Genomic DNA, 25,137 nt, shown 5'->3' with positions numbered 1-25,137 from the left:
CCGCTTCGTTTCAAAGAGGAAGAAAATAATTGCGCATGCAAAGAAATGAATTCATTCGCTTATGTTAACAAAAACGCGGCAAAAATTCTATTTTAATTATATAGACAAGTACGTTTAAGTCAAGTAGTTAAATCCATTCAAGAAACGAATTTCTTCTATTATTTATTAACATATCGGCAAGTATTATCCAAAGAAAAAAAGCAGGCAGAATGCCTAACTTTTTAGCGGAAATTTATTCTGCGAAACATCTGCTTAAGTTTATTTAACCAGATCAACTACAGTCTTTTCTATCACAAATAGGAAAGCATTTTTTTAAAAATGATTGGCCAATCCTTTGTTTTTGCGAATTCCTTGCGTGCGCGTATCGCTTCAGAATCAAAAGCGACTGGTTCAAGATGTTCGCACGCTTGAATCAAAGATTCAGGATCAGAAGAATCCAGACAGAGGTACGCAGATTCTTGCTCATACTTTTTCGTTGAAGGCAAATGAATGCCGATTGCTGCCTTCCCTGAAGCAAGAAATTCAAATAATTTTAACGGGAATACTGCATTGTTATACGGCGATGCTTTATAGGGCATCAGCCCGATAGAAATCTGATTCATGAAGCGCGGTACATCCTCCGGAGGAACAGCATCAATCCAGCGTACATTATCCTCCTCAAGCAGGCGTGAATAATCAGGATCTCCTTGAGTCCCATTAGGACCGACAAGTAGAATCTGCCACTCTGGCTTTTTGCGCGCGACTTCACGCAGCAAAACAAAATCAAGTTTTGGCTTGATTCCGCCAATATATCCGAGAACCGTTCCGGTACTCTGCACAGCGAATCCATCATTACCTGCAAAAAGCGAATAATCCACGCCGTTTTCCAAAGTCACAATGCGGCTGCGTTTTTCCGCAGGCATTTCCAGATCAGTGACATGATGCAGATAATCGGATGTGCAAAAAATTAAATCGGCGCGATGCACTATTTTTTGTTCCGAGTGCGCAATCAAACGTCTCCGCAGCTTTGCTGCAAGTGACATTCTGCCGCTTATTGGCGCCGCCCATAGATCACTGCGATCATAAATGACGCGATCCCACGTGAGGAGATCAGCTAATTTCGAAAATCCGGGAAAGGTATACCATAAGTAGAGATGATCATGACCGACATGTGACTTCAGCAAACGTGCCAATTCGGACAGTCGCCGCTTATGGAAGACCGACAAATAACGTGCAAAACGAAAGAATTTGTGCGGAAGCACGTCGGTAATCGTCCACTGTTCAATGGTTTCGGATTCGCCAACCTTTCGATCCGTCAGCCGTTCTGGCGACGGACAGATCCAAAACACATGTTTCGTGTTCGGCTGCGCAGCTAGAAATTCAGCAAGTCGGTGACGGCGATAGCGCAAACCGTCTTGCTGCCATGTGCCGGCGCCGACAATAACGTGTATATCCTTCACAAATTTGACCTTCCCTCTTTATTAAATGCTGATAAACCGTTTAATAACCGCATTCGCTGCATAGTTGACGAAATACCAGCATGAAGGCAGAAGCGGCAGGTGCTCAACACGCCGATACACAAACCATGTTTTTTTAGCCGCCTTCCATTTATTACCCGAAAGTGATTCTTTGCCGCTTATACGGTATTCTGCCAATATCTTATCAAGTCCGTAAGCGACAGCACCCTTTTTCAGCAACGACAGCCAAGTAGCCAAGTCCTGACGCGAACGAAGATCAGGCATGCGAAAATCACCGACTTGTTTCCGGTCAATCATCACAGTCAGACATCCGACGATCGTGTTTTTCAGCATGCGTTTATAGGTGACACGAGCCGGTGCACTGATTATTTTGTTGAGCAAATGCCCATTTGTGTCCATCAGTTCATAGCCTGTGAAGGTAAACGCATAATGATGAAGCTCCATAAATTGCAGTTGTTCCTCCAACTTTTTCGGCTTCCAGCAATCATCACTGTCAAGAAAGGCAACAAAGCGACCCTTGGCTTGCTCCAATGCAGTATTTCTGGCATATGCCGCACCATGATTCTCGTTGAGAAAAACGGGACGGATACGGCTGTCCGCCGCAGCAGCTTCCTGCAGCAGTTGACGTGTTCGATCGGTCGATGCATCATCAACAATGATCATTTCCCAATGGGGATAGGTTTGCTCACGTACCGAACGTATCGTTTTCCTTATTGTCCTTTCCGAGCAGTAGGTAGGCGTGATAATTGAGATAAGTGTATGTTCAATAGCCATGAACCCTCCGCCTCTTTTCTATTCTTTTTTCCTTACAAACTCAGGCAGTGCGGCACCGATAATGACCAATGTAATACCGAGCATAAAGCCAAGTACCGCTCTCTTTTTCGAAGAAATCGTCGAAACGCCTGACCCGCTTTTCTTTTGCGCCGACTCGAGAACCTGAGCACGCCTCATTTGTACTTTTCTTGACTGAAGTGTATAGAGAAACCGAGCGCGGCTCACAGTCTCTTCACTTGAAACATGCGATTTATTTAAGTTATTTATTGCCTCATCAATAATTTTTTCTTTGTTATCGAAACGATTTTTATCCTCATCTAGAAAGGCGCTCGTCACACGATTGACTCCTTCAACCGCCTCAGCCTCGGATGTTCCTTTATAACTAATTTGAATCAAATGATTGGTTAAATCCGTGATACTGATCTGACTGAGCAATGCTTGTTCCTGCTGCTCCCAAAGTTCAGGCAGCCGTTTTTCATAAAACGGAGCATTCGAAAGAAGCACGATCACTTGATTGGGATCGTTCGTGGTATCGTCTCCATACGAGCCTAGTTGAACCGTTGTTTGCGCTTCGAACGACGAGGGCATTTTCCCAGCCGGAACAAAGAATCCGACAATGCCGAGAATAATAGGCAGAGCAGCAACGATCCACAGGTATTTTCTTAACCTCGTCACAACATTTCTAAACACATTCATTCAATACGACTCTCCCGACTGTATCAATTGATGAAGAACTGAAACCGTGCAAATGACAAAACCCAGAAAAACCCAATGAAAATACAAGTTGCTGACCGAGCTCGGACTGATACTGGATATGAGAAACGCGATCTGAGCCGTCAGACAGGATTCTGCAAGCAGTCGTGTATTTCTGCTGGTTAGCTTTGAATGTATCTTCATTAATGTGAAAAAAAGTGTCAAGTACATGGCTAAATAGCCTGCACCAATTAAAAACCCGAAATTACCCGTCAATTCCATTAGCCAATTATGAACTTCAAAAATCTGATCCGTATTCTGAATCGGCTGATTTTCAAGATAAACAGGTACATTCCCTGCTCCGACACCCATACCAAGCGATTCCTTCAAGTAACTCCATGTGCTTTGTAATAAATGAACACGAACAGTGTTTGACGATGGATTTTCATTTACAGCATAGGTTGCCTGGACAAACAAAATCTCTTGCACTTTTGCAATCACTTTCGGCAAAAGGATGAGCAGTCCTCCGACAACTGTAACTCCGCCGATCCAAAGCGACGTCTTTTTTAGTCTCGGCGGCAGCATTAAGAACAAATAGAGAACACTTCCGGCCGCAACGCCAAGTAAACAGGCACGGGATTCCGTCAGATAAATAAGCCAAACCGAGAGAGCAGCGAATAAAAAACAAATCATGCGCAGCAATGGTTTCCGGAAATTCCGTACTGCCGCTAAATAAAAAAAGAACGAGATCGACAACAAAGTTGCAAAATCATTTTGGTTCGTAAACACCGCTGTCGGATAAGCCTGCTTATATACCGGACCTCCAAAAAGAGTTGAAGTCGGCAACTGAATGCGGGCAAAATGGTTGACCAAACCGATCAAAATCAGTGCACCGCTCATCACCAGCCAGATCCAGTGAAAGGCAGCCAACTGACGGACATGTGTAAATGTAAATACGGCCAAAAAAACAAATAAAATACCGATCGCAAGAAGAAGCAAAGCTTTCATTCCTTCAACAAGCGACCAAGCCCAAAGCAGCGACACAGCCGCATAGGCAAGCCATAGCAGAAGAAACACAAGCACTCCTTTAACAGGAGTCGCCGACCATTGATTACCGAATCCGCCAATCCTCGCCGCATGTACCAAAAAAGCAATAAGACTGAAGATCAGAATTAATCGGTATACAAACAAAGTAAAGAATCCGGTAGAAAGACTAAGGAGTTCCTGATTTAAAAAGGTTGATGCGACCAGTACATACATCATGCTCGATAACAGAATGGAGCTTGATGCATGTTTCTTTAAATAAAGAGCGGCAATCGCCGCAAAACAGATCCACCCCAAAGCGAGCAGCATCTGCATCCACGCGTTGCCGATCCAGTAGACACCAATCAGCGCTGCAGACAAAGCTGTGACGATCGCTGATGTTTCAAGCGTCGAGCGATGCGCGCTGAGATGGCTTTTACATAAAGTTAGTGACGCTGATGTCATTGTTTCCTCCGTATCAGACTGCTTCTCTTTTTCGTTTCTTAAGTGAACGCAGGGTCATTCGGAGACCGTCTTTTAATGATACTTCCGGCCGCCATTGCAGCAGTTCCTTTGTCAGCTGGTTGGACAGGACACTGTGCCTGATATCTCCACTTCGTTTCGGGCCGTAATAAACGTCAAGATCAGATCCTGAAACATCCTTCATTAATAGAAAGAGATCCTTAATGCTGATCGCTGTTTGCGATGAAACGTTGACACACAAGCTTTCCTTTACTGAAAGAGCGGCTACTATAGCCGATGCAATATCTTTCACAAAGATAAAATCACGTGTCTGATCACCATCGCCATAGATCATTGGAGGCGTTCCTTTTTGAATCCGATCTGAGAAGATCGATACAACGCCGCCTTCACCCTCCGCATCTTGTCGTGGTCCGTAAACATTGCTGAACCGCAAAATACTGTAAGGCAGCTGATAAAATTTATCAAACATACGCAGATAATGCTCGACAGTCAGCTTTGTCAGTCCATATGGAGACTCCGGGTTCGTCGGATGGTCAATTGTCACAGGTATTTCAATCGGATTGCCGTAAACAGCAGCAGATGATGCAAAAACAATTTTTTTCACTTTTGTCTGCCGTGCTCCATTCATTACATTCAACGAACCGGTCACATTTGTACGTTCGTCAAACAACGGATCGGCAACCGAATGCGACACACTGATCTGAGCCGCAAGATGAACGATGTAATCGGGTTGAATCGCTTGAATGACATTAATAACTGCCGGATCGGCAACATCGCAAATATATAAGTCAACCGGCAGATCGGCAATGTTCTCCCGGTGCCCTGTTGAAAAGTTATCCATGACAGCAACTGCGTACCCTTGTCTTAGCAAAGCCTCAACAACGTGAGAGCCAATAAATCCTGCTCCACCGGTAACTAATACTTTTTCCATGGAAATACCTCCTGATTTTCAAGTTGTTCCTGTTCTTATCGAGCACCGTCTCCGGTCAATAAAACCTTGACCGTGCGCATCAATATGTTCAACTCAAGCGCCGGCGATAGATTACGGACATATTCCAAGTCATAAACGAGCTTCTCTTTCGGCGACAAATCGTAGCCGCCACTTACTTGTGCGAGTCCCGTCAATCCTGGTTTCACAAGCAGACGATTCTTGAATCCCGGAATTTCGCGGTCGAATTCCTCAGTGAACATCGGCCGCTCAGGTCTTGGCCCAATCAGCGACATGTCCCCTTTAACTACGGAAAGAAATTGAGGAAGCTCATCAATTCTTGTCTTGCGAATGAAGCGTCCGATACGAGTGACACGAGGATCATGTGCCTGTGCCCATTGTGCGCCGCCTCGTTCAGCATCCTTCCGCATTGATCGGAGCTTGACAAGTCTAAAGGTCTTACCGCCTTTGCCGACGCGTTCCTGCACATAGAATGGAGATCCAGGCGTCTCCATAACAATGAGCACTGAAAAAATAAAAATAATCGGTGCTGCAATAACCATTCCAACTAGGCCAAGGAGTAAATCAAAGCCTCTCTTAACCAAGAGGTATGTGCGTGCATTCTCTGGGAGAACGACTCTCGGCGGTTTCACCACTGAATAACCGCTATAGACCTCTATTTCTTTTTCCGCCTTCACATGAAACACCTCTCCAGTTCATCGTTTACTTGCCTCTGAACTTGTTTCAATTATAGTGAACGTTTATGTAGCAAATATGGACTATTCATTAAGGCAATGTAAAAGTGCATCCTAAAATTTTAGAAAAATTTACATACTTTTTTCGTTTGCAAGCGGCAAGACCTCTGAAATGCTTGCCGATTTTAGGCCTGCCTCAAGGAAAAAAGGCAGATGAACGGTTATTATCTTTCGACCCGCGCCATTTCATATAAATAGTGATAATCGATCGTCTCTGAATGATAATCACTAATAAAAGCATGCCCAAATTTGCCAAAACCATGAATGGGAAATGAAAAGCATTGAGGATGCCTGCCGTTAAAAGGACGAGCATAACCGAGTAATGCTTTGTGAGTGAAAAACCCTTCCAATTTTTTGAGGAAAAGTAGCTTCGACTCCAAAAGAACAGAACATAGGAGATACCTGTTGCAAGTCCCGCGCCAAGAACGCCGTAAGAAGGAACGAAGAGCCAATTGATGATGAGGCATGGCAGAAGCGAAAAAAGGCTAACCCAAATATTCAAGTAGCTCTTGCGAGAAAAAACGATACCGAGTGTCGTTGTCTCACTGACCGTATACAGTACAGGTTGAAGGCAAAGCAAACCGAGCACACCTGCGGCAGGCACATATTGAGGAGATAAAAGAAACATTAATTGATCCTTAAAGAGCAAAACACCAAAATACAGAACCGACATGAACAAAAGAACGCCTTCACTGACCGCCTGAAACGTACGAATGGATCGCCCTTCGCTGTACCACCGATAAGCGGTCGGCACCCAAAAACTGGTGAAGCTTGATTGAACAACGGCAAGAACAGCGGCAATTTTCAGCGCGGCTGTGAACATGCCGATTTCATAAAAACCGCTCCATGCTCTAAGAGCAATGCGTCCGGCAGAATTCAGTACTGTCGATGCAGACGCTGCAACAACCAGCGGCAGTCCGAAGATAAGCATGCGTCGCAGCAGTGCCCGATCAAATTGAAAATCGTGAAGAGCAAAATAGGAACGGTAGCGAATCAACAGAAATAAATCACCAATAATTTGACCGGCAGCCGCTGAATACACAACCGCAAGAAAATCTCTTCGAATCATCAAGACAAACAGCAAGGTGGCGGCCAAGATGACCAGCTTAATAAAAATGGTAAACATCGAATATGCAAATGCTTTTTCCTCCATACGAATCGACAGCAAAATAAAGCGTTCGAACGTAATAAAAACGAGCGAAACGCCGAGAAGGAGTGCCGCACTATGCTGATCGCTTGCGCCAAAAAGAATATGCGAAGCAGTTCCAAGATTCAAAGCGATTAAAAGCAATAACAGTAAGGCAAATAGAAGCGGAAGCAGCAGTGCATGAAGAAACAATGTCTTCCGATCATTCACCTCATTAAATTCTCTGGCATACGCTTGATCGATGCCTAAATATTGAAAGGTTGACAGCATCGTCAACGCGAGCGCAAACATGCTCGCTTTGCCATATTCCTCAGGTGACACAAAGTGTGTGGTCACTGGTATGGTAATAAAAGCGATGAGCGCACCGCCGGCAGGTCCGATTGAAAAAGCAAGCAGACGTTGAATAAATTCCTTCATTGTTTCCCCTTTTCGATAAAAAAACTATGATTTGAACTTGTTCCTCTTTCTCCTACTTGTTACTTCTGATTTTTATATCGTTTATACTTACAAAACTGTATCGAAAAGCCGAAGCAGTTCAGCGTTCAGCTTTTGTATATTAAACTGATCTTTAATCGTTTGACGCGCATTCTGCGTGATTCTGCTCCACTTCTCCGGTGACAATATGACTTCCTCCAAAACACTCGTCAGCGCTTCCGAATTTTTCTCAGCCACAAGGAATCCGTTCTCTTTGTCGTGAATCAATTCAGGTATACCGCTGTGATAGGTAGAAACAACGATTTTTCTCATCGCCATTGCTTCCATCAACTGAACAGGAATACCCTCCATATCACCATCGCTCGCTGTGATGCTCGGAGCAAGCACAATTTGTGCCGTCTTCATCAGTTCAATCCATTCATCCTGCGTTTTCCAGCCAAGCAGCTGAACATGACGAGTCAGTTTATTCTCGTCAATCAATTGTTGCAGCTTGTCCCGTAATGGACCGTCCCCCGCAATATAATAGCGGACGGAATAGCCCTTTTTTACGAGCTGTCCGACTGCTTGAATGCCATAAACTAATCCTTTTTTTTCAACCAGACGTGCGGCGGAGACAATGACTGCCGGTTTCGCAGGCTGAGAGGGATGGCTGTCAAAGCGCAACAAATCGATCCCCATATGATGAACGATGATTCTCGACGAATCTGCTCCGAGTTCGATGCAGCGTCTGCGCCAAAAATCACTGATCGGCAGGATAAATGACGGCGAACGAAAAAGGTCACGATAAGCATCCTGACCTTTTTGTTTCACATAACGCAGCATATCGTAACCATGAAAAGTGGTGAACAAGGTTCCCTTGAGCAGTCCCATCTCAATGCACTTTTGCGCAAGCAGCCCATTAGGTCCAAAGTGAGCCATAATGACCGTTCGATCCGTCAAGTCAACTTGATTAAGCTTGCGAATAAGCATTATTAAGTTTGGCATCTTGATCAGATTGCGAAAAGCAGCTTCGCATTTATATCTTGGATTAAAAACGCAGGAATACAAGTGCGCACCTAGTGCTCGAACGAAAGACATTCCTTTGCCGATACGCGTTTGCACCTGAGTTGAATCTCCATAATAGACCACTCGACTGAGCAGTTCATAGTTCACCACATCAGGATGAATTTTTGCATCCGGCGCGCTTTTCTTTGCGAGGATGGTCACTTCGTTTCCTGCGTCAATCAGCCCTGTGATTTGATTTAAAATAAATGTTTGTGAGAGTTTAGGAAACTCCCCGACAAAATACAAAATTTTCATTGAGTGTCACCATCATGTTGAGACATTCGACCGCGATGCTCGTTTACTTGCTGACTTCCGGAATCACATCTGGTCGGCCGATCGAGTAATATTCAATATCTGCCTTGCGGGCTGCAGGAATACTGTAGCAATTCCGACCGTCAAAAACGATCGGTTCGCGCAACAGACGGGCAAACGTCTGCGGATCCATTCGCTTAATATCCGGCCAATCGGTAACAATCACCGCACAATCTGCATCGTTCAATGCTTTGGCAACACTGTTCGTATACACTGCAGGTGCACTGATCCATTTGCTTCCTTGATTTGCCGCAATCGGATCGTAGCACACAACCTCCGCGCCAAGCTCTGTCAGTTTCGGTATCAGCACAAGTGCAGGCGATTCACGCAAATCGTCAGTATTCGGTTTAAATGCAAGTCCGAGCACGGCAACCTTTTTTCCGCTAAGCGAGCCAAAACGCGTAAGCATTTTTTCAATTAAGAGCCTTTGCTGATGATTGTTGACTTCAATTACCGACTTGAGCAGATTGAAATCATGATGATGATTTCCAGCCAGCTGCACCAGTGCATTAGTATCCTTTGGAAAACAAGAACCGCCGTAACCGATTCCCGCTTTCAGAAAAGCACTGCCGATTCGATGATCCAAGCCCATGCCTTTAGCAACCTCTTCAACGTCAGCACCCAATTTTTCGCATAAATTCGCAATTTCATTTATAAAACTTATTTTCGTCGCCAAGAATGCGTTCGAGGCGTATTTAATCATTTCACTGCTGGACACATCGGTCCTTACTACAGGAATGCCGAAAGGTGCGTTGATTTCTTCCAGAACGTTCGCAGTTTCCTGATCTTCCGTTCCAATAATGATTCGATCGCCATGAAAGGTATCATGAATGGCCGATCCTTCTCGGAGAAATTCCGGATTTGAAGCGATTCGAATAGTAACGCCGGAACGAACATGACTGAGCATCAATTGTTTGATACGCACGTTTGTGCCGACCGGTACCGTACTCTTGATCACGACAATAACTGATTCTTGAACATGCTCTGCCACATCCATAGCCGCCTGTTCAATATAGCGCAAGTTTGCCGAACCATCGGCAAGCTGTGGGGTTCCAACCGCCAGATAAACAACATCCGCTCCGTCCAATCCGACCCGGTGCTGATCAGTAAAGTGCAAACGCTGACGTTTCTGGTTTCTCAGCATCATTTCACCGAGTCCCGGCTCATAGATGGTTGGAATGCCTTGGTTGAGCTCAGCGATTTTTTCCGGATCAACATCAATACACGTGACCGTATGACCGATTTCAGCAAGCGCAACACCTGTAACCAATCCAACATAACCTGTGCCGATCACTGCGATTTTCATATATGTCCCCCCACATTTTTCCTCTTTAATTACTAAAATATCCTTGAACGCATAAAATCATGCATTGGTTCTTATTATGAATATCGCACGTAAAGAAAGTATTAAGGAAATACATGAATTTAGTTAAATTTTATATCAGCACTCGGCATGGCGGGAAAGAGTTGGGTATTGGGAGATTTTATGGACGATCGATGGGAACGTTTTTATTGTACAAAAAGATCCGTTTCACTTTCCCGGAAACGGATCTTTTTCTTCAGATAATTCTCCATACTTAAGTAGTCGAAAATAATAACCGAAATTGCTGCTTTGTCCAAACAGATTTGTGCGGCGAAACCATACCCGTACATCGTCCTCGGGAAGTTCAGCATAGCGGATGATTTCAAGATTGTGGGTAAGTGAAAAGGCGTTGACCGCATCACGTATTGATGCCGCCTCAACTATTTTCTTCGGCAGCCGGATATTAATAGGAAATCGTTGCCTGCCGTCATACTCTTCATAAATGGCATATCGATTCTTCATGCTTTCCCTCCCTTACCTTTATTATTTCCTATCGTACCCTAAAAAGGGCTTCCCATATCATGATTCATCTTGAGTTAAAAGGCTTAGTACACGAGCACCGGATGTGTCATCTAAAGGAAAATCATCGGTGACGATGCGGTCCTTTAAATGAATCAACCGCGTACCTGCCTGGCTGATCAATTCATAGTCATGCGTAATCACTAGAAAAATCCGATCTTTTTCCGCTTCTCTTTTTAGACATTCAGCTGTTTTTTCTAAGCTGCGCCAATCGAGTCCGGAGGTCGGTTCATCGAGGATAATGACCGGTACGGTACTCATTAAAGCGGCTGCGAGCGTCACCCGTTGTTTCTCTCCTCCCGAGAGTGTCGATGGATGCCGGTCACGCAGCGACCATAAATCGAGTTCTCGTAAAAGCTGCTGCGCACGCGTTACCTGATCAGCATCTTCTTTAATCCCGACAAACAGTTCATCCCAAACGCTCTGTCCAAATAACTGGAAATCCGCTTCCTGCATGACATAGCGAATTTGCCGACTTCTTTTTCTGCGCAGAGCAAGCCGTCCATCCACTGTGACCGTTCCCTCACTCTTTCTGGAAAGGCCGCAGAGTGCGCGAGCAAGACTTGTCTTGCCGATCCCATTTGAGCCGGTCAGCATCACAACCTCACCGGAATGAATAGAAAAAGTAAGATTATGCAAAAGTGCTTCTCCACCGGACCAGCTGTTAATTGTTAATTGATGAATGCTCAATTCATGGATATTCTGCGGTACTGACCGACGATTAATACCCGTTTTCCAGACTAAACGTGTCTGCCTCAACCCGGATGCAGCCAATTGTTCAGCCGGCAAGATTATGAGCTTATCCCTTGAATAACTGCGCACCGCCTGGCCATTGCGCACATAAATCATTCGATCAAGCAAATCTGTTAAATAATGCAGGCGATGCTCCGCAATCACAATCGTATGGCCGGCTTCCTTCCATTTTCGAATCAGATCGGCGAGCTGAGTCGTCGCTGCCAAGTTCAGATTCGATGAAGGTTCATCAAGCACGTAGACCGTTTGCCGGGCAACACGGATAGCAGCAATCGCTACTTTTTGTTTTTCTCCACTCGATAAAGTCATGATTCGATGATCGAGCAGCGGCAGCAAGTTTTGTTCCTTTGCAGCCTGATGTATGCGTTCCTTTATTATTTTCGGTTTCATACCGAAATTTTCGCAATAAAATGCAAGTTCATCCTCTACTATCGGTGCAAAAAACTGGCTTCGAGGGTCCTGAAACACACTGCCCACCTGCTCCGATCGTTCCCATGAATTCATACTTTTAATCGATTGGCCGTTCAGCTCCGCCTTTCCCTCAATGACTAATGCATCATCCATGTAAGCCAGCCCATTAATCAGGCGAATGATCGTTGACTTGCCGCTTCCGCTTGGTCCGGATAATACAACCAGTTCTCCAGACGCCACAGATAAAGAAAAGTCATTGAGAATCGGCGTTCCTTGACGCGAATGTACATCAATGTTTTTTAATTGGATCATGAGATCAACTCTTTCATCAATTCATCGGCGGACTATCTCGTCATCAGTAAAAAGAATGCTAAGGCAAGAACCAGCAGAATAACCACATAATCGCAGGAACGAAATTTGATCACATGCACTGATGTACGTCTTATCGGAGCCTCTACCCCACGGGTTACTGCCGATGCCGTTAATTCATCGGAAATCTTCAACAATCGAATCATCAGTGGAACAAGTGCATACTCAAAGGTACGCCACGGATGCAGCCAGCCTGTTCGGCTGAAAAAAGCTACACCGCGCTGCTTCATGACCTCATGAATGGATCGTATTTCCAAACCGGCAATGGGGATAAAACGCAGACTGACGGCAAAGGCAATGATCATTGTCTTCGGAAAATGCCAGCGCCCCAGTGCAGACATGAGTTGGCCTGCAGGCGTGCGTACGAGTACTTCTCCGGCAAGTAATGCAGGCAGGAAACAAACAATAAAATAAGAAAAAAATGCAATGCTGACAAAAAGAATATTCCGCGTCTCGGATGCTAAATAATCAGATAGAAAATAAAGCAAAAGGAACAGCACATAAATGGGCAGTGATTTTCGCACCCCATTCAGAAATCCGTAAATTCCCATAACCACGAATAAGAACAGCAGCTGCGTCACGCTTGATCCAAAAATGAGGAAACCAATAATTAAAACAACACTGAACTTAGTTCGAGGATCCAGAATTAAAGGTTTACTCATTGATCTGTAAAATACCCGATTTAACAAAATGCTTGCGCAAGATCTTGGCCCCTGCCCAAGAACCAACGGCAGACCCGGCAAAAGTCAGAACGAAAATAAGCGCTACTGTGATCGGATTAAAGTAGATGTCCATCATCTTGGTGATCTGTGCCGCGGTATAGCCATGAACACCCTGCGGATTATAATTGCCGATAATCCATAGTATGGCCGCCGGATGAAGCGCCTTAACACTGAGAAAAACGCTGCAGGCAAGCCCTGCTCGGAACACATTGTGATACCCGTTCCCGCGCGGCATCATCATCACTTCGCCAATCAGTCCGACCAGAGCATAGAAAATGACCATATGCGGCAGACCGGCGAGCAGAAAAATGAACCCGTAAAGAATACTGTGCAGAAAAATTGCTCCGTGCTTCCCCACTTTCAAAACCATAAGCAAAAACAGCGGTGCCGTTAAAAAGGATATAATCGCCCCTGAAACCAAAATGGCGCCTCCTGCGGTCAAAAAGCTTAAAACCCCAAACACTTTAGAAAGTGCACTTCCGATTATCATGATCGCTGCAGTAAAAATTGCAATCGTAACTACATCACGTATACCTAAAAATCTTTTTTTCATGACATCTCAATCCTTATCTATCTGATTTTCTTTAGTGTGCCCTGTTCCAAGGCGTAAACCGCATCGGCATGATTCAGTGCGGAACGGCGATGCGACACGATGAGCATCGATTTTCCGTCAAATCGTTCATCAATGGAGCGAAGAATAATCCGTTCATTCAAACGGTCGACATTGCTTGTCGGCTCGTCAAGCAGAATCAAATCACTGTCGCGCACAAACAAACGTGCCAAGGCCAGCCGCTGACGTTCACCTGTTGACAAACGATCCCCAAGCTCGCCAACCTTTGTTTCAAAGCCATGAGGAAGTGTATCAATCATCTGCTTCAGGTTAACTTGTTCTGCTGCTGTTGCCACTTCTTCATCCGTTGCGTCCGGGTTGCCGATCCTAATATTGTCGGCAATGGATTGATTGAACAGAAAAGCGTCCTGGAGCGATGCGCCTTCGATCGCGCGCAGTGCGCGCGTTTGAATCAGCGTCATGGGCGCTCCATTCAGCGTGACTTCACCATGAGTCGGATCCCAGAAACGCATCATCAATTTGAGCAACGTACTCTTTCCTGATCCGCTTGCGCCGGACAGACCAATTCTTTTGCCTTCTTCTAAATGAAGATCAATTGCTTTCAGTATTTCTGGTTGATCGTTATAGCCGAAGTCTACTTGTCCAAGTTCAAGGTCCTCAAATGTACTCGGCTCGTAGCCGCCTGCTGCCTCCTGCACGGCCGGAGGTTCTTCGATGAGCTGCACAACGCGGCGACAGGCAGCAAATGCCGGAATCAGTCCATTGCCGAGCTGATTTAACGCAAGAACCGGCGCCGATGAAGCAAATAAAGCTATGGCTGCATAGAGGACGGTTGACCCGATAAGTGTTCCGGATGAAACCAGGATGGTACCCGCAAAAATGATGGCAAAGGTAAAAAGCAGCAGCCCGCTCTCACCGAGGCCGCGAAGAAAAAATGCATTTTTACCAAGCTCAATTTCTTCCTGATTCAATTCTCGTTCCATGTCCGCTATCTTCTGCTCATAGACCTTTTTTCGCCCAAATAAGCGAAGATCACGAATACCCGAAAAAACGTCAAGCTGTAAGTGATGAAATTGACCGGCTAGTTTCCTCAGCGCAGTTCCTTTATCTTTTTCGAGCTGATAATTGATAATCGGAATAACGAAGCCAAGCGTTAAATAAGCGAGTAACCCAATCATCCCGAAAATCGGATGCATCATCCAGAGGACACTAGTCATGACCGTCGACACCGTCACACCGATTAATACCGGACCGATTGTGTGCGCATAAAACACTTCAATGAGTTCGATATCACTGGTAACCGTTGAGACCAGTTCACCGCTGTTCTTCGCATCCATTTTTGCAGGTGCAAGCCGTCTCAGCGCCGCGAAGACATGATTGCGCAGCTCTGCAAGCAGCCGGAAGGCGACATAATGCCCGGTATACTGTTCCGTGTAGCGAAATACGCCGCGGATCAAGGCAAGCACGAGCATGCCGCCAAACACGCTCCATAAAATGAGCGGACTTCCATACATGAGCTTTTCTATTCCATAACAACCCAGCATAAAGATCGCGGTCACGGACAGACTGCTCATCACCCCTGAAAATGCGGAAAAGAGCAATACAGGTGTCAGTGGTCCGGCTAGTTTCAGAAGTTTAATAACTGCCGAATTCGTTTTTCTCATCTGCATGCACACCCTCTTCCAGTTTTTCTTCTTCCTCAACAAACTGTTTATAAACGCCTTCTTCATTCATCAATGTCTCATGTATGCCCGTCTGAACCACAACACCATGATCCAGCACATAAATACGGTCTGCATCACGTATTGAATACATTCGGTGCGCGATCACTATCACCAGCTTTTCTCGAGCGAGTTCCCGCATCACATCAAGCATGATTTCTTCACTGTCAGCATCCACATTTGAGGTTGCTTCGTCAAAAAGATAAATCGGCCGATCAGCGAGCAAAAGCCGAGCCATAATCAGCCGCTGCTTCTGACCTCCCGACAAATTGCCGCCATTCTCCGTCAGCGGCGTATCAAGCCCCTGCTCCAACTGATCAAGAAACGTTCCAAGGTTAACACGTTCCAAAGCGGCAATAAGTTCGTTGTCTGATGCATTCGGATTGCCGAAACGTAGATTTTCTCTCAGAGAAGCCGTAAATAACCGACTGTCCGAGGACATAAGCCCGATCTGTTGAAACACACTGTCCGGAGCTACGCTGCGCAATTCGTCTCCGTTAATTGTTAAACTTCCTTTATATCCTCGAAGCAAACCTGAAATCAATGCTGCCAGTGTACTTTTGCCGGATCCGGATTGGCCGACAAGCGCAATTCGTTCTCCTGTTTGCGCTTTAAAATCTATGGCTTGCAGAATAGGACGGGTTCCATCGTAAGAAAAACTGAGTCCGTTTGCCTCAATTCTACAGTTCGATGCCTCAGGCAATTTTTGCTGTCCCTGTTGTTCTTCCGGAAGATCAAAAAACTGAAAGAGCCGTTCTGCAGCCGATACACCGGTCATCGCAACGTGGAAAAGTGAACCGAGATACCGCAATGGGAGAAAAAACTCGGTGCTTAAAAACAGGACGAGGATCAATCCGACTAGATTAAGATTGCCTTGTGATGCCTGAATCAAACCGGTCGCAATGCCGGCCCCAGAGCCGCCATATACAATAAAGTCCATAACGGTGATCGAATTGAGCTGACCCTTAAGTACCTGCATAATCGAGGTACGAAAGCGCTCAGAGTTCTGATTCATTTCCCGATGAATCGTTTCATCCATCTGAAAGATCTTAAGTGTCGTCAAGCCGCGAATATTTTCAAGAAAATGTTCACCCAATCCGACATACGCACGCCAGTAGTTCCTTGACTGCCCTTTCGCCATTTTACGAATAACAAGAATTGAAAGCGGAATCAACGGCACACAAATCAGAAGCACAAGCGCAACAACCCAATTAAATGCACCGAGCACCAGCAAAATCGTCGGCGGAATCAGTATGGTGCTGAACACATGAGGGATATAACGGCCGAAATAAGCACTTAGCTGATCAATGCCGCCTGCTGCTGTCTGTGCGAGTTCCGCGGTCGAGAATGAGCCATGCTCACGAATCTCCTGCTCCGCTACTTTTTGATAAAGCCGACGCCTTAAGATACTTCGTGCAGCATTTGAATAGCGTGCCGCTGCTGCAACCATGTGCCCATTCGTCTGCATTCGCGCAAAAACCAGTACGAGTAATACCGGCAACGCAGCAATCACGTACCAAAGCACAGCCTGTCCCATTAAAACAGATTGAAGTACAAGAGCAAAAAGCAGCATGCTTGCCATATAAAAAACAGCGCTTAAATAACTGTTCAGTACACTGATGAACAACCATTTTCTTGCGCCTTTTGTCAAACGGAACAGTCTCTTATTAATCAAAACAAACCGCCACCCTTCTCACCCACAGTTGTTCTGTCCCTGCCCGAGAAACGAAGGGACATCAAACGGTCCGAAAAAACTAATCTATACTCTACTATACATGATTCGCCTGGTGTTATAAATGAAAATGTATCTCAACTAAAGTGTCAACACCTTCCTTTCAACAAAGCTTACGTGCATCTGTATGAAATGCGCATACAAGTGACAGACTAATAACATAATTTTTAGCAAAAACTGCTAACGAAACGGCTGAACCCTATGAACAAATTGATTAAGAAATTAATCGGCTTTTCGATGGGACCGATCATTGGTGCACTGATTTCATTCATGACCATCCCGATTACTACGTATTACATTGATCCCGCCGAATATGGAAAAGCAAGCATGTTTCTCCTGTTCCAGACAATCGTCGGCACGTTTCTCTTTCTTGGCGTTGATCAGGCCTACACACGGGAATATCATGGTGCCATCGACAAAACAAGACTGTTACAAAATGCATTGCTGCTGCCCCTAGGACTGGCACTTCTGGTTTTGCTTGCTGCGCTGCTTTATCCCAGTCCCCTTTCACAGTTGTTATTCGGCCGTCAGGGTGAACTATTGCCTACGATCCTTTTTGGTGTGATGGCCGTATTTATGGTTCTGGAACGCTTTCTCATGCTCTCCGTTCGTATGCGAGAAAAAGCGTTTGAATATTCCCTGCTGGCAATAATGACTAAATCGGCGGTGTTTCTTTTAACCTTGGTTTTCATTTTTTTCATTCGTCGAGATTTCTTGACTGTTGTCTATGCCACGGTTTTTGGCCAGATCATTGGTGATGTCTGGCTGCTCTGGCACTACCGTAGATTGCTCAACCCAATTGGATTCTCTGTGGATCGTGTTTTGTTGAAGACGCTCGTCACGTTCGGGTTGCCAATAGTGATTGCGACCTCGCTTTCAAGTCTTCTCGGTGGATTAGATCGGCTGGCACTTCGGCTTTGGAGTAATTTTGATCAGATCGGCATTTTTTCTGCAACCTTGAAAATTGCCGCCGTTCTTTCCGTATTTCAAAGCGGATTTACCAGTTTTTGGGTCCCAACTGCCTATCGCTGGTACTCAGAGGACCGGCCTGTTATCTATTTTAAATTGGTTAGTGATACCGTTCTGCTCGCGATGTCGCTGCTTGCCGCCGGTATCTTCCTATTTAAAGGAGTTATCGTGTTTCTTTTATCTTCTCACTACAGCAGCGCACGGTACCTTGTTTGTTTTTTATGTATGCAGCCGCTCATCTACACTGTAAGTGAAACGACTTGCCTCGGTATTGTTTTTTCAAAAAAAAGTTATTTGAACATTTGGGTTGGCCTTTGTGCCCTGATTCCGGCGGTCATACTCGATATCCTTCTCGTACCGCCGTTCGGTGCAAAAGGTGCGGCGATCGCAACAGCGGTTGCGTTTCTCTTCTTTTTTGCGGCGCGAACATTTTTCTCAGGAAAACACTGGGTCTATTTTCCAATTGTCAAGCATTACACGGTATTCCTCATTCTCTTTGCCGGTGCATTTTTAAACCTAGTGAACTTTCGTTGGATCACATTCGCAAACATTTTTATACTGCTCCTAGTCCTTGCTGTTCAGCACAGCACCATTCGCGGACTTTGGACATTATGGAAAAAATCAAGAATGAATCGGAGGGAAGCGTTATGAAGATCGCACTCATTTGTACGGAAAAGCAGCCTGTGCCTGCCGTACGAGGGGGAGCAGTAGAGACATTAGTCGATCTGCTCATTCAGGATAATGAACGAAATCCGATGGCTGCACTTGATATCTACTCCATTGATGATCCTGCTGCACGACTGCAGAGTGAGGGCATACGACACACGCGTTTCTTTTTTATAAAAAAGAACGATCCATTTCATTTTATCCGATGTATGATGAATCGAGTTTTCAACAAATATCATATCTCTATTTATTCAGACATGTTCTTGCATCGAACGATTCGTCTGCTTGAAAAACATCACTACGATTGGATCATCGTGGAAAATCGTCCGAAATTCATCAAATCGCTGCGCAGACATCTTGGCAGCAAGGTGCGCATCGCACTGCATCTGCATAATGATACGCTGAATAAAGGGTGTTATGAGGCGAGCTCAATTGTTCTACTGTGCGACCGTGTGCTCTCGGTCAGCAGCTTTATCAATAATCGTGTACAGACCGCTGCATCTGAGCAGGATAAATGGAAAGCACGTGTTCTTTACAATCGTATTGATCACGCTTTGTTCAGGCCGTCCTTTGATAACCGTTTCTCAAACAGAATCCGTGAACAGTGCGGCATACCGGAAAACCGGCCGGTTGTGCTCTATTATGGACGCTTGAATATCGAAAAAGGTGTGCTGGAACTGATAAAAGCCTTCACGCGCGCACGAAAAGTCAAACCGTCACTCTATTTAGTGCTGCTTGGCAGCTATACTTACAAAAAGGAGCAGAAGAAAATCCAGGAGGCACTCGATTTACTTCCAAAAGACTCCTATTCTCTGATGAACTACATCAGCCATGTTGAATTGCCGGCATATCTCTCTGTCGCCGATATGGTCGCACTTCCTTCGTTATGCAATGAAGCGTTCGGCTTAACAATTGCCGAATCGATGATGCTCGGCAAAGCCATCATCACAACCGATGCCGGTGCCATTCCCGAACTTATTGGAACAGGAACAGGAACAGGACTTGTGGTCCAAACGGGAAACAGCATTGGTCCACGCTTGACTGATGCCTTGCTACGCTGTGCAGCTCGTCCGGATTTACGCAATCGACTCGGTGCAAATGCTCGAAAAACCGCATTACAGCGTTTTCGAGCTAACGGCTATCTCAAAGAGCTCCTAGAAAAGCTAAATTAAAGCTTGGCTTCGTATGTTTCATGAACTTATCTTCTGATAACCAAGTGCCCTCGAAACTTTATCGTGCGGTTTAAATCGTTTCCGCTCTGTAAAACAAAAACTCCGGACCCAATTTTCCGGATCCGGAGTTTCTTAATTAAATTGTTTAAATCCCGTAATTGAGATTGATAAATTTTACATTTACATAATCATCAATGCCTTGATGACCGTTTTCTCTGCCGAATCCGGAATGTTTAACACCGCCGAATGGAGTTTGAGTGTAAGCAACCGTGTTGCTGTTGACACCGACCATGCCGTACTGCAATCCTTGACTGACCTTGGCAATCCGCTTCAGATCCAAAGTGTAAAAATAGCTGGCAAGCCCGTAATTGGTGTCGTTAGCCATGTTAATTACTTCATCTGTATCTTTAAACTTAATTACCGGAAGCACCGGCCCGAACGTTTCTTGGTAAAAAATATCCATTTTATTCGTGACGCCAATCAGAACGGTAGGCGCATAGTAGTAACCGTTTGCGTAATCACCATCGGTCAAACGCTTGCCTCCGGTTGCGAGCAACGCACCCTTTTCAACACTGTCGTTAATTTGACGCTGGATTTTTCCGATTGCATCTTCACGAATAAGCGGTCCGGCATCCACGCCTTCCTCCAAGCCATTGCCGACTTTAACTTTTTTCACAGCGGAGACAAGCTTGTCTGTAAATTCATCGAAAATCGATTCATGCACGAAAATTCGATTAGGCGATGTGCAGACTTGTCCGTTGTTGCGGAATTTCGATGATACCAAATCGGTCACCGCTTGATCAACTGGGGCATCATCGAATACGATAAACGGTGCGTGACCGCCAAGCTCTAAGGATACTTTTTTCAATGTATCGGCTGACTGTCCGAATAGCATCTTTCCAACTCCGGTTGAACCTGTAAAAGTGATTTTGCGCACCACGTTGCTCGAAGTCAGTGCCTTACCGATTGCAGGTGCGTCGCCAATTACAAGATTTACGACCCCATCAGGAATTCCTGCTTCTTGGAAAATTTTCATCAGTGAAGTCGCAGAAAGCGGCGTTTCCGGTGACGGCTTCAGCACGATTGTATTTCCGCCTGCAAGGGCAGGTGAAATCTTTCGAGTAATCATTGAAGACGGAAAGTTCCAAGGCGTAATTGCACCGACCACGCCAAGCGGTTCTTTTTTGACAAGAAATAAATGGCCGCCTGGTCCCGGAATGGTTTCCCCATAGATACGGCGCATTTCTTCCGCGTGCCAGCGCACGCTCTCCGCACCGCCAAGCACTTCGCCTTTAGCCTGAGCGAGCGGTTTGCCTTGCTCGATTGTCATAATCTCTGCAAGCTCATCCGCTTTTTCTGTAATCAGATCCGCAACCTTACGCATGATTTTAGCGCGTTCGTCTACAGGCATCGATGACCAAACAGGAAAAGCCGCCTGCGCCGCCTCAATCGCCTTTTCCGTATCTGCCGCGCCTCCATGCGCTACTTGAGCGATCACTTCACCGGTAGCAGGATTAACAACATCATCGACCTCCATGCTTTCCGCATCGATCCATTTCCCGCCGATAAAGAGTTGCTTCGGTGCCTGATCTACATAAGAATTATTTATTGTCATTACGTGTTCACCTCGTTAGTGTAATAAATCCATGCTGTATGATTGAACTATAAAACTAGCATACCTGATCTATTTGGCAACTTCCAACAGTTTGCAAACAGAATGGCACTTGATTCGAAGACTTGGTTTCGTCAAGCTTCTGGCGAAGGTGTTAATGCTTAGAAAACCTGATCCTACCAAACCTTTTTGAATTTGGTCATTTGTTTTTGTACATAGATATTCTAACGTTAGGTGAGCAGTCATTGCAATACTTTTCAAAACATTTAAAAACCGCTCTCATTATTGAGGCGGCATTTAAAATAGCTTATCAGTGGAAAAAAGGATGCATGATGCGAACATCACTCTTTTTCACAAATGCAATGCGGTGATTATAAGAAATCTGGTAATACTGATCCTCACCGCTCACAACGTGATCGGTTTCTGGTTTATTAAACAGCTTGGCGTAGTAATAATCCGAGCAAGTTGCTTTCTCAGCGACATAAATTTGGCCGGCAGGCATCGAATAAATCGGCGTAATTTCCACAGCAGGAATGCTGAATTTTTCATAGGCAGATGCCTCCGGATAGGCAGAACCATATACAGGAACTGATGCCGCGCCTTTTTTCGCCGTGATCATCAGACCGCTGCCCTTAACTGTATTGACGCCCTTTGGATTGTAGAACCACGCCTTTTGGCCTCCGAAATCGATAGCCGTCCAATCCTTCATCTGATCTACTTTATAATAGGAACGACCGGCAACGGCTTTATCGCTCCAATCATTAAGCACATTTGTCCCGCTGCCGTTCGGATGAAGAAGCGGATCGCTGATCAGTGGCGCGTTAAAACTTGGCTCCGTATATAGATAAACAAAGTTTGAAGATTTCGGTTCAAGCGGCTGGTTATTATAAGACGTTTCCGGTTTGTTCGTTTTATAATCCGGATTGATTGTAATAATTCCATTATTTTTCTTCAGATTTAACGCATGCGTTTTTTTGGAAAATGGAGCACCAAGTAAATCAAAGTAATGAGCCCAGTCCCAATACGCTGCAGGATCCCAGTGCATGCCCACCTGTCGTGACGGACTGAGACCCGGTACTTCCTCATGGCCAATGATGTGTTCGCGATCCAGAGGAATATCATATTTCTTCGCTAAAAACTTAACCAGTTTTGCTGAAGCACGATACATCGGTTCACTGTACCATGTCGAACCTTCAACCGCATAACCTTCATGCTCAATGCCGATTGAATGGCTGTTGATGTACCAGTTGCCTGCATGCCAAGCAACATCTTTCGGATCCACCATCTTGGTAATTTGTCCATCTGAGGATCGGATTACATAATGCGAGCTGACATAGTTCTGCTGTAAAAAGGTGTTCATCGTGCCTTCATAGCTGACCTCTGAATCATGAATAATAATGTAACGGATTTTTTGTCCGTCATACGGACGATTGGCAAGGTCATAGTTGCCGTAATCACCGTCCGCATCGGAAAATGCTTTGTATAGTGCAGGAACGTTCTGCATGTCGACTCCTTTCGGACCGTCAGCGCTGCTGTGCTTGTGTTTTTGCAGATGAAGATGTGCCAAACTACTTTTATCAGGCTTAACATTTTTCGCCGAAAGCCGAAGCGTTTCGTCTGAAAAAAGGTGCACACAGCACCTTTCTTGATCGTTTTATAGACTTGATCGGCAAAATCGGACGCGTTTCATAATCGGCACAGATCCGCTATCTTCAGCGACAGTGCCAAACCAATCCTCGAGATCCCTTGAACGTGTACCTGTGATCTGTTTTTGATAATCAGAAGGCAACGCAGCACCGCCAAGAATATTCTTCTCAGTATCGTTCTTGAGCGATTCAGGCGATGCATGAATCAGCTTCGCCGCTCGATCCAACGTATGAATCGTGCTGTCAGACAATTTTGTACTTGTTCTTTTTTTTAGTATATCACCCTTAGCCAGAAGATCTGCAGACAAATTGATGTCTGTAAAATGCATCACACCATAACCATATGTACTGCATGTTCAGAAAAAAATGTTCCTGAACGGCTCTATAAAATTTCAAAAAAAAGAAAATGGACAATCACCGTCCGTCACTTTTTAAAATCTATCTTCTATTAGTACTCATTGATTCTGCCGCAGCGCTTCTGTATTCACGACAAAGTCCGGTTGCTCATGATTCATGAACTTACGCACATTTTCGACGGTCACACGAGCGACTCGGGCAATACTTTCTCGTGTTGTTCCGGCAACATGAGGCGAAACAATCAGGTTATCTAAATCCGGCAAAGATTCAGGCGGCTCCTGCTCAAACACATCCAACGCAGCTCCTGCAAGCCGCTTTTTCTTCAGAGCGTCGAGCAGTACCTGCTCATCAATCAACGCTCCTCTGGAAATATTGACTAGAAAGGCTGTTGTTTTCATCTTATCGATCGCATGCTGATCAATAAGATGGTAGTTTGAGGAGGATAGCGCTGTGCTGATCACGATATAATCCGCTTCGCGCAGAAGACGATCCAAATCTACAAACGTCGCGTGCAGTCTACTGGCTGCGTCTTGATCTTGATAATTGCCAAAAGCAAGTACACGCATAGTAAAACCGCCTGCGAACTGTGCTACCTTTTGCCCGATGGAACCGAAACCGATAATTCCAACCGTCTTTCCGTCAAGTTCATAAGCCTCGCCGCTCGGCCACTCGCCCTTTTTCGTTCCACGGTCCAACATTGGAATCATCCGCGACAAACTGATCATTTGGCCAAAAGCCATTTCCGCAACCGAGGTAGCATTTCCGCCCGGTGCATTGCTGACCAGAATACCCCGATCCGTTGCATCACTGATTGCCACATTATCCAATCCCGTTCCCGTCTTCAGTATATAGCGGAGGTTAGGAGCCGCCTCAATCACTTCACGGTCGCAAGGAGCAATGGCAGTGATGCAGACCTCGCAGTCCCGAATTGACTTCTTAATTAATTCTTTGTCCAAAGCCTGGTCATACATCAGGCAGCGGACATGCGCACCCATCGCTTCCAACTGATCCGCCATTTTCCTATGGATGGGCACATATGATTTACCGACACAAAAAAGAATTTGCATGACGAACCCTCCGATTAATCAATGATGATTTCTGTTCCACACACCACTCGCGTTCAGTTATTAATATACCAAAAACAGCCGAGGTACTCTAAATAAAATGATTCAATAGATTGTATTCATGGTGCCAATCCTTTGTTGAACACGGTACTTCGGTATGTTACAATTCCGTTAATTAAGATTACTCAGATGTTTTCTTCCATTTGTTCACACTTTTTACTCGGCTGTATTTTTTTGACTATTCATTAGACACCCATACATTCGAGCGATTGCAAGAAACCTTGAACGGACTATTGTATGTTATTCCATGCTGTTCCGGCACAGATTACGTATGACTGACAATCGAACCGTGCTATGATTGAACAAGATACAAACGTTTTTTTAAAAGCCGGAATATTCAGGTTCTGTTTGGTCATCGGTCTCGCTTACGAATGCGATA

The 25,137-nt window shown here is 45.2% G+C and carries 21 protein-coding genes; 2 read left to right on the top strand and 19 right to left on the bottom strand.

Annotation, left to right across the window (positions count from 1 at the left end; translation table 11 throughout):
* Positions 1–290: 290 nt before the first annotated feature.
* From tuaH to NOM01_RS10690, 15 genes are all read right to left on the bottom strand, one after another.
* Positions 291–1,439, bottom strand: a complete 1,149-nt coding sequence (gene tuaH / locus NOM01_RS10760; protein ID WP_255748492.1) for a teichuronic acid biosynthesis protein TuaH — start codon at positions 1,437–1,439, stop codon at positions 291–293.
* A 21-nt stretch (positions 1,440–1,460) separates the two neighbouring features.
* Entirely contained in the window at positions 1,461–2,231 is a 771-nt protein-coding gene (gene tuaG / locus NOM01_RS10755; RefSeq protein WP_255748491.1) for a teichuronic acid biosynthesis protein TuaG, read from the bottom strand.
* A gap of 18 nt (positions 2,232–2,249) precedes the next feature.
* Entirely contained in the window at positions 2,250–2,927 is a 678-nt protein-coding gene (locus tag NOM01_RS10750) for a hypothetical protein (protein ID WP_255748490.1), read from the bottom strand.
* On the bottom strand, positions 2,928–4,412 hold the full coding sequence (tuaE, locus tag NOM01_RS10745) for a teichuronic acid biosynthesis protein TuaE (protein WP_255748489.1): 1,485 nt from the start codon (positions 4,410–4,412) through the stop codon (positions 2,928–2,930).
* A gap of 13 nt (positions 4,413–4,425) precedes the next feature.
* Positions 4,426–5,361 (bottom strand): NAD-dependent epimerase/dehydratase family protein, encoded by a 936-nt coding sequence (locus tag NOM01_RS10740; RefSeq protein ID WP_255748488.1) that lies wholly within the window; start codon positions 5,359–5,361, stop codon positions 4,426–4,428.
* A 35-nt stretch (positions 5,362–5,396) separates the two neighbouring features.
* Positions 5,397–6,014 (bottom strand): sugar transferase, encoded by a 618-nt coding sequence (locus tag NOM01_RS10735; protein ID WP_370646065.1) that lies wholly within the window; start codon positions 6,012–6,014, stop codon positions 5,397–5,399.
* Positions 6,015–6,249: 235 nt separating this feature from the next.
* Positions 6,250–7,677 carry a lipopolysaccharide biosynthesis protein gene (locus NOM01_RS10730; protein ID WP_255748486.1) on the bottom strand — a complete coding sequence of 476 codons (1,428 nt, stop codon included), beginning with the start codon at positions 7,675–7,677 and terminating at the stop codon, positions 6,250–6,252.
* Positions 7,678–7,764: 87 nt separating this feature from the next.
* A complete protein-coding gene (locus tag NOM01_RS10725) occupies positions 7,765–8,994 on the bottom strand; it encodes a glycosyltransferase (protein ID WP_255748485.1) in 1,230 nt (409 codons plus the stop codon).
* 43 nt (positions 8,995–9,037) lie between these two features.
* Positions 9,038–10,357 (bottom strand): UDP-glucose dehydrogenase family protein, encoded by a 1,320-nt coding sequence (locus tag NOM01_RS10720; protein WP_255748484.1) that lies wholly within the window; start codon positions 10,355–10,357, stop codon positions 9,038–9,040.
* Between the two features lie 225 nt (positions 10,358–10,582).
* Positions 10,583–10,876 (bottom strand): hypothetical protein, encoded by a 294-nt coding sequence (locus NOM01_RS10715; protein WP_255748483.1) that lies wholly within the window; start codon positions 10,874–10,876, stop codon positions 10,583–10,585.
* 57 nt (positions 10,877–10,933) lie between these two features.
* Positions 10,934–12,409 (bottom strand): ABC transporter ATP-binding protein, encoded by a 1,476-nt coding sequence (locus NOM01_RS10710; protein WP_255748482.1) that lies wholly within the window; start codon positions 12,407–12,409, stop codon positions 10,934–10,936.
* 32 nt (positions 12,410–12,441) lie between these two features.
* Positions 12,442–13,128, bottom strand: a complete 687-nt coding sequence (locus NOM01_RS10705) for an energy-coupling factor transporter transmembrane component T (protein ID WP_255748481.1) — start codon at positions 13,126–13,128, stop codon at positions 12,442–12,444.
* Positions 13,121–13,741 carry an MptD family putative ECF transporter S component gene (locus tag NOM01_RS10700; RefSeq protein WP_255748480.1) on the bottom strand — a complete coding sequence of 207 codons (621 nt, stop codon included), beginning with the start codon at positions 13,739–13,741 and terminating at the stop codon, positions 13,121–13,123. The genes NOM01_RS10705 and NOM01_RS10700 overlap by 8 nt, the downstream gene beginning before the upstream one ends.
* Before the next feature lie 17 nt (positions 13,742–13,758).
* Positions 13,759–15,429: a thiol reductant ABC exporter subunit CydC gene (gene cydC / locus NOM01_RS10695; protein ID WP_255748479.1), complete on the bottom strand. Its 1,671-nt coding sequence runs from the start codon at positions 15,427–15,429 to the stop codon at positions 13,759–13,761.
* On the bottom strand, positions 15,395–17,155 hold the full coding sequence (locus NOM01_RS10690; RefSeq protein ID WP_255748478.1) for an ABC transporter ATP-binding protein/permease: 1,761 nt from the start codon (positions 17,153–17,155) through the stop codon (positions 15,395–15,397). The genes cydC and NOM01_RS10690 overlap by 35 nt, the downstream gene beginning before the upstream one ends.
* 258 nt (positions 17,156–17,413) lie before the next feature.
* Between NOM01_RS10690 and NOM01_RS10685 the strand changes: the two genes are divergently transcribed.
* Entirely contained in the window at positions 17,414–18,832 is a 1,419-nt protein-coding gene (locus tag NOM01_RS10685; protein WP_255748477.1) for a lipopolysaccharide biosynthesis protein, read from the top strand.
* Entirely contained in the window at positions 18,829–20,019 is a 1,191-nt protein-coding gene (locus NOM01_RS10680) for a glycosyltransferase family 4 protein (protein WP_255748476.1), read from the top strand. Before NOM01_RS10685 ends, NOM01_RS10680 begins: the two co-directional genes overlap by 4 nt.
* A gap of 145 nt (positions 20,020–20,164) precedes the next feature.
* Here the strand turns inward: NOM01_RS10680 and NOM01_RS10675 are convergent, their stop codons facing one another.
* The 4 genes from NOM01_RS10675 to NOM01_RS10660 form a co-directional block, all read right to left on the bottom strand.
* A complete protein-coding gene (locus NOM01_RS10675; RefSeq protein ID WP_255748474.1) occupies positions 20,165–21,634 on the bottom strand; it encodes an NAD-dependent succinate-semialdehyde dehydrogenase in 1,470 nt (489 codons plus the stop codon).
* Between the two features lie 307 nt (positions 21,635–21,941).
* Positions 21,942–23,264: an N-acetylmuramoyl-L-alanine amidase gene (locus NOM01_RS10670; protein WP_255748473.1), complete on the bottom strand. Its 1,323-nt coding sequence runs from the start codon at positions 23,262–23,264 to the stop codon at positions 21,942–21,944.
* A gap of 21 nt (positions 23,265–23,285) precedes the next feature.
* Positions 23,286–23,609, bottom strand: coding sequence for a hypothetical protein (locus NOM01_RS10665; protein ID WP_255748472.1), 324 nt, complete (start codon positions 23,607–23,609; stop codon positions 23,286–23,288).
* A 123-nt stretch (positions 23,610–23,732) separates the two neighbouring features.
* The gene (locus NOM01_RS10660; RefSeq protein WP_255748471.1) at positions 23,733–24,701 is read right to left on the bottom strand and encodes a phosphoglycerate dehydrogenase; all 969 of its coding nucleotides are present in this window, start codon (positions 24,699–24,701) and stop codon (positions 23,733–23,735) included.
* Positions 24,702–25,137: the final 436 nt, after the last annotated feature.

Origin of the sequence: Sporolactobacillus sp. STSJ-5 (assembly GCF_024385605.1) — a bacterium.
Lineage (GTDB): Bacteria > Bacillota > Bacilli > Bacillales > Sporolactobacillaceae > Sporolactobacillus.
The sequence above is the reverse complement of the archived record's forward strand: the minus strand, read 5'-3'. Positions and strand labels throughout refer to the sequence as shown.

Bases quoted from the DNA above. Each gene is read 5' to 3' on its own strand.
- NOM01_RS10750 (WP_255748490.1), bottom strand. From the start codon at position 2,927: ATGAATGTGTTTAGAAATGTTGTGACGAGGTTAAGAAAATACCTGTGG.
- cydC (WP_255748479.1), bottom strand. From the start codon at position 15,429: ATGCAGATGAGAAAAACGAATTCGGCAGTTATTAAACTTCTGAAACTA.
- NOM01_RS10680 (WP_255748476.1), top strand. From the start codon at position 18,829: ATGAAGATCGCACTCATTTGTACGGAAAAGCAGCCTGTGCCTGCCGTA.
- NOM01_RS10725 (WP_255748485.1), bottom strand. From the start codon at position 8,994: ATGAAAATTTTGTATTTTGTCGGGGAGTTTCCTAAACTCTCACAAACA.
- NOM01_RS10685 (WP_255748477.1), top strand. From the start codon at position 17,414: ATGAACAAATTGATTAAGAAATTAATCGGCTTTTCGATGGGACCGATC.
- tuaG (WP_255748491.1), bottom strand. From the start codon at position 2,231: ATGGCTATTGAACATACACTTATCTCAATTATCACGCCTACCTACTGC.
- NOM01_RS10720 (WP_255748484.1), bottom strand. From the start codon at position 10,357: ATGAAAATCGCAGTGATCGGCACAGGTTATGTTGGATTGGTTACAGGT.
- NOM01_RS10710 (WP_255748482.1), bottom strand. From the start codon at position 12,409: ATGATCCAATTAAAAAACATTGATGTACATTCGCGTCAAGGAACGCCG.
- NOM01_RS10740 (WP_255748488.1), bottom strand. From the start codon at position 5,361: ATGGAAAAAGTATTAGTTACCGGTGGAGCAGGATTTATTGGCTCTCAC.
- tuaE (WP_255748489.1), bottom strand. From the start codon at position 4,412: ATGACATCAGCGTCACTAACTTTATGTAAAAGCCATCTCAGCGCGCAT.
- NOM01_RS10705 (WP_255748481.1), bottom strand. From the start codon at position 13,128: ATGAGTAAACCTTTAATTCTGGATCCTCGAACTAAGTTCAGTGTTGTT.
- NOM01_RS10700 (WP_255748480.1), bottom strand. From the start codon at position 13,741: ATGAAAAAAAGATTTTTAGGTATACGTGATGTAGTTACGATTGCAATT.
- NOM01_RS10660 (WP_255748471.1), bottom strand. From the start codon at position 24,701: ATGCAAATTCTTTTTTGTGTCGGTAAATCATATGTGCCCATCCATAGG.
- NOM01_RS10715 (WP_255748483.1), bottom strand. From the start codon at position 10,876: ATGAAGAATCGATATGCCATTTATGAAGAGTATGACGGCAGGCAACGA.
- NOM01_RS10675 (WP_255748474.1), bottom strand. From the start codon at position 21,634: ATGACAATAAATAATTCTTATGTAGATCAGGCACCGAAGCAACTCTTT.
- NOM01_RS10730 (WP_255748486.1), bottom strand. From the start codon at position 7,677: ATGAAGGAATTTATTCAACGTCTGCTTGCTTTTTCAATCGGACCTGCC.